Here is a 3,893-nt window from a genome sequence, read left to right on the forward strand (position 1 = left end):
GGCCGCTACTGCGGCCTGGGCGGTGATGACGGAGGCTTCGCTTGCTACGTCGATTTCGTGCCCGAAAGCGGGGACGTCGAATTCGTTGCCGATCTCGGTTGCGACTTTGGCAGACTTCTCGCCATCGAGATCCAAGATCACGACCGCCCACCCCTGACTGGCGTAGCGGCGGGCAGTGGTGATGCCGATGCCGCGCTCAGAGGTGGCCCCGGTCAGGACTGCGGTGCGCTGGTTGGTGTGGCTCATTGGTGCTCCTTGAAAACCTAGGGGGTATTGCGTTCGGCAGACAGAGCGACCCGCCGGTGTTACTCGTCGGCGAGACCGCCCTAATTTGCAGGGTGATGTGAATCACTGTAAGCCGACCGACTGTCAACAGTCAACTCTAGACATTGACTGTTGACACTGTTCATGACCTGCGTCACTATTGTTCGTGTCAGGTTTGTTAACAGTCGACAGCGTCGGAGCCCCGGGCCCCTCGCTCATCGAAAGGGACGAAACTCCATGAGCAATGAAGCTCTGAAAATGCGGGGCCATGTACACGGCACCAAGGACGCCAAAAGGGTCGCCATTGGCTCCAGCGTCGGCGCAGTGATTGAGACGTATGACTTCATCGGTTTCGGCACCGCAGCGGCGCTGTATTTCGGAACGGCCTTCTTCCCCGGCAGTGACCCGGTGACCGGGACGCTGGCCGCATTCGCCACCCTCGGCGTCGGCTTTGCTGCCCGTCCGATCGGCGGCATCATCGGCGGCCATCTCGGCGACAAGCTCGGCCGCAAGCCGGTGCTGGTCTCCTCCCTTATTCTCATGGGAATTGCCACCTTCGTCATTGGACTGCTCCCCACCTACAGCCAGGTCGGCCTGCTGGCCCCCGCCCTGCTGGTGTTCGTCCGCATCGTCCAGGGCTTGGCCTTCGGCGCGGAATGGGGTGGCGCCATCCTGATGAGCTACGAACACGCGCCTTGGAAGTCGAAGGGCAAGTTCACAGGCATGGTCCAGGCCGGCTTCCCGGTCGGGCTTCTGCTGGCCAACCTGGTTTTCCTCTCGAGCGCACAGCTCGGCGGCGAGCTGACCTGGCGCATCCCGTTCCTCGCCAGCATCGTGCTGGTGATCGTAGGCCTGATCATCCGTTCCAAGGTCCCCGAGTCCCCGGTCTTCGATGAGGTCAAGGACTCCGGCACCATCGTGAAGTCCCCCATCGTGGAGGTCATCAAGACCGACTGGCGGAACATCGTCAAGGGCATCGGGCTGCGCATTGCAGAGACCGCCGGCTACGCCGTGTCCATCACCTACATGATTTCCTACCTGAACGCCCAGCACCTGGCGGACAAGACCCAGACCCTGCTGGCCCTGTGCATCGCCTCGGCAATCGGCATCTTCGCCACCCAGGCCTGGGGAGCGCTAACCGACCGGATCGGCCGGCGGCCCCTCTATGTGTGGTCCTGCGCCTTCGCCCTACTGTTCGCGATTCCGATGTTCCTCTTGGTCAACACGGGAATGTTCTTCTTCATTATCGCCACCCTCGTGATCTCCTACGCCGTCTGCCAGAACTCACTCGCCGGCGCCCAGGGCGCGTGGTTCCCCGAGCTGTTCCGGGCCAACACCCGCTCCTCCGGGGCTTCGCTGGCCTACCAGATTTCGGCCACCGTCTCCGGTTTCACCCCGTTCATCACCACACTGCTGTTCGTGAGCTTCGGCTGGATGGGCCCGGCGCTGCTGTTCGCCTTCTACGCAGCCATCGGCCTCTTGGCCGCCATCAACACCAAGGAAACCTGGGGCAAGCGTGAGCGCGAGTTCGCTGACGAAGCCACCAAAAGCACCCCCAACATGGTGAACGTTTGATCACCGCAACGACCCAAACGAAATCGGAGCTAACAATGCCAACACTTACCGCCGAGCGCGTGGACCAGGACCGCGTGACGAAGATCAGCGCCGCGGCCTACCGGATACGGCACCACGCCCTCAACATGGGGGAGGTGCAGGGACAGGGCTACGTGGGCCAGGCACTCGGCGCAGCGGACATGCTCGCCACCGTCTACGCGGACCAACTGAACTTCCGCGCCGAGGACCCGCACTGGGAAGCCCGCGACCGGTTCCTGCTCTCCACCGGCCACTACGCCATCGGCCACTACGCCGCGTTGGCCGAGGCCGGAATCGTGCCCGTGGAGGAACTGGAGACCTACGGCTCCGATGACTCACGCCTGCCCATGTCCGGGATGTCCACCTACACCCCCGGCATGGAAATCTCCGGCGGCTCCCTGGGTCACGGCCTGACCATCGCCGTCGGCATGGCCCTGGGACTGCGCTACCAGGGCTCAAACGCCCGAGTGTTCAACTTCCTTTCCGACGGGGAACTGGACGAAGGCTCCACATGGGAGGCCGCCATGGGGGCCCACCACCACGAGCTCGGCAACCTCACCGCGATGGTGGACATCAACGCCCTGCAGGCGGACGGCAAAACAGATACCGTGCTGCGGACCGAACCAGTGACGGAAAAATGGGAAGCGTTCGGCTGGTACACCCAGCGGGTAGACGGGAACGACGTCAGCGCGCTGCTGGCGGCATTCGACAACGCCGCCGCCCAGGCCGCCGCCGTCGGACGCCCCTCAGTAATCCTGTGCGATACGAAGGTCGGCCGCGGCGTTCCGCTGCTCGAGAACCGCGAAAAGGCGCACTTCATGCGCATCGAAGAACACGAATGGCAGACCTGCCGCGAACAACTCACCGCCGGCTACGAAGGAAAGGCTTCAGCATGAACACCACCACCGAGGCCCCCGACACCAGCACAGCCGCCAAGCCGAAGCTGAAGACCTCGGCGATGATCGCGTCCTTCGCGGACGCCGGCCAGAAGACCGACTCCGCACCGTTCGGGCACGCCCTGGTCAAGGCCGCGCAGGAAAACGACAAGATCGTGGGCCTCACCGCCGACCTGGGCAAGTACACCGACATGCACATCTTCGCCCAGGCCTTCCCGGAGCGGTTCTTCCAAATGGGCATGGCCGAACAGCTCCTCTTCGGCGCAGCCGCCGGCTTCGCCGAAACCGGGCTTGTCCCCTTCGCCTCCACCTACTCGGTGTTCGCCGCCCGGCGTGCCTACGACTTCCTCTGCTTGGACAGCGCCGAACCGAACCTGAACGTAAACATCGTAGGCGGCCTCCCCGGACTGACCACAGGGTACGGGCCCAGCCACCAGGCCACCGAGGACATGGCTATCTTCCGTGGTATGCCCAACCTGACCATCGTGGACCCCTGCGACTCGATCGACATTGAACAAGYCGTCCCCCAACTGGCGGCCAGCGACGGCCCGACCTACCTGCGCCTGCTGCGCGGCAACGTCCCTACCGTCCTCGACGAGTACGGCTACACCTTCGAACTTGGCAAGGCCAAGGTTCTGCGTGGCGGCAACGACGTCGTGTTCATCTCCTCCGGCCTGATGACCATGCGCGCCCTTCAGGCCGCCAAGGCACTTGCAGCCCACAACGTTGACGTCGCGGTCGTCCACACCCCGACCATCAAGCCGTTCGACGCCGAAACGGTCCTCGCCGAGATCAACACCGACCGCCTCGCCGTCACGCTGGAAAACCACTCTGTTATCGGCGGCCTGTTCGAAACGGTGGCCTCCGCCGTCGTCACCGCAGGGGTGGGCAAGCGCGTGGTTCCCGTGGCGCTGCCGGACCAGTTCCTCGACGCCGGCGCCCTACCCACCCTGCATGACCGCTACGGCCTCGCCGTGGACCGCATCGTCGCCAAAGTCCTCGCCGAACTCAGCTGACCGCCCGGGATTGGCTGCTCAGAACTCAGAAAGCACGGCCCCGGCGCCCGCCGGAGCCGTGCTTTCTGCCGTATCATCAAACAACCAACTGTAAACAGTCGACGTATAACACTGAGGACGGGCC

4 protein-coding genes are annotated in these 3,893 nt (G+C 63.9%); 3 read left to right on the forward strand and 1 reads right to left on the reverse strand.

Translation table 11 applies throughout. The features are described 5' to 3' along the window. Nucleotides 1-246: SDR family NAD(P)-dependent oxidoreductase (locus AC1DHD_RS14705; protein WP_476880424.1), on the reverse strand; the 246-nt coding region annotated here is incomplete at its 3' end. Nucleotides 247-501: 255 nt separating this feature from the next. Between AC1DHD_RS14705 and AC1DHD_RS14710 the strand changes: the two genes are divergently transcribed. Genes AC1DHD_RS14710 through AC1DHD_RS14720 form a run of 3 tightly spaced genes read left to right on the forward strand, consistent with a single transcriptional unit; the run spans nucleotide 502 to nucleotide 3,769 of the window. Next, complete coding sequence (locus tag AC1DHD_RS14710; protein ID WP_476880425.1) at nucleotides 502-1,839, forward strand: MFS transporter; 1,338 nt, start codon at nucleotides 502-504, stop codon at nucleotides 1,837-1,839. A gap of 35 nt (nucleotides 1,840-1,874) precedes the next feature. Further along, on the forward strand, nucleotides 1,875-2,753 hold the full coding sequence (locus tag AC1DHD_RS14715; RefSeq protein ID WP_476880426.1) for a transketolase: 879 nt from the start codon (nucleotides 1,875-1,877) through the stop codon (nucleotides 2,751-2,753). After that, complete coding sequence (locus AC1DHD_RS14720) at nucleotides 2,750-3,769, forward strand: transketolase family protein (protein ID WP_476880427.1); 1,020 nt, start codon at nucleotides 2,750-2,752, stop codon at nucleotides 3,767-3,769. The genes AC1DHD_RS14715 and AC1DHD_RS14720 overlap by 4 nt, the downstream gene beginning before the upstream one ends. Nucleotides 3,770-3,893 lie beyond the last annotated feature (124 nt).

The sequence above is a fragment of the Arthrobacter sp. 05L45_2 genome (genome assembly GCF_056397525.1).

Excerpts from the sequence above, each read along its gene's own strand:
- AC1DHD_RS14715 (WP_476880426.1), top strand. The coding sequence starts at position 1,875 with ATGCCAACACTTACCGCCGAGCGCGTGGACCAGGACCGCGTGACGAAG.
- AC1DHD_RS14710 (WP_476880425.1), top strand. The coding sequence starts at position 502 with ATGAGCAATGAAGCTCTGAAAATGCGGGGCCATGTACACGGCACCAAG.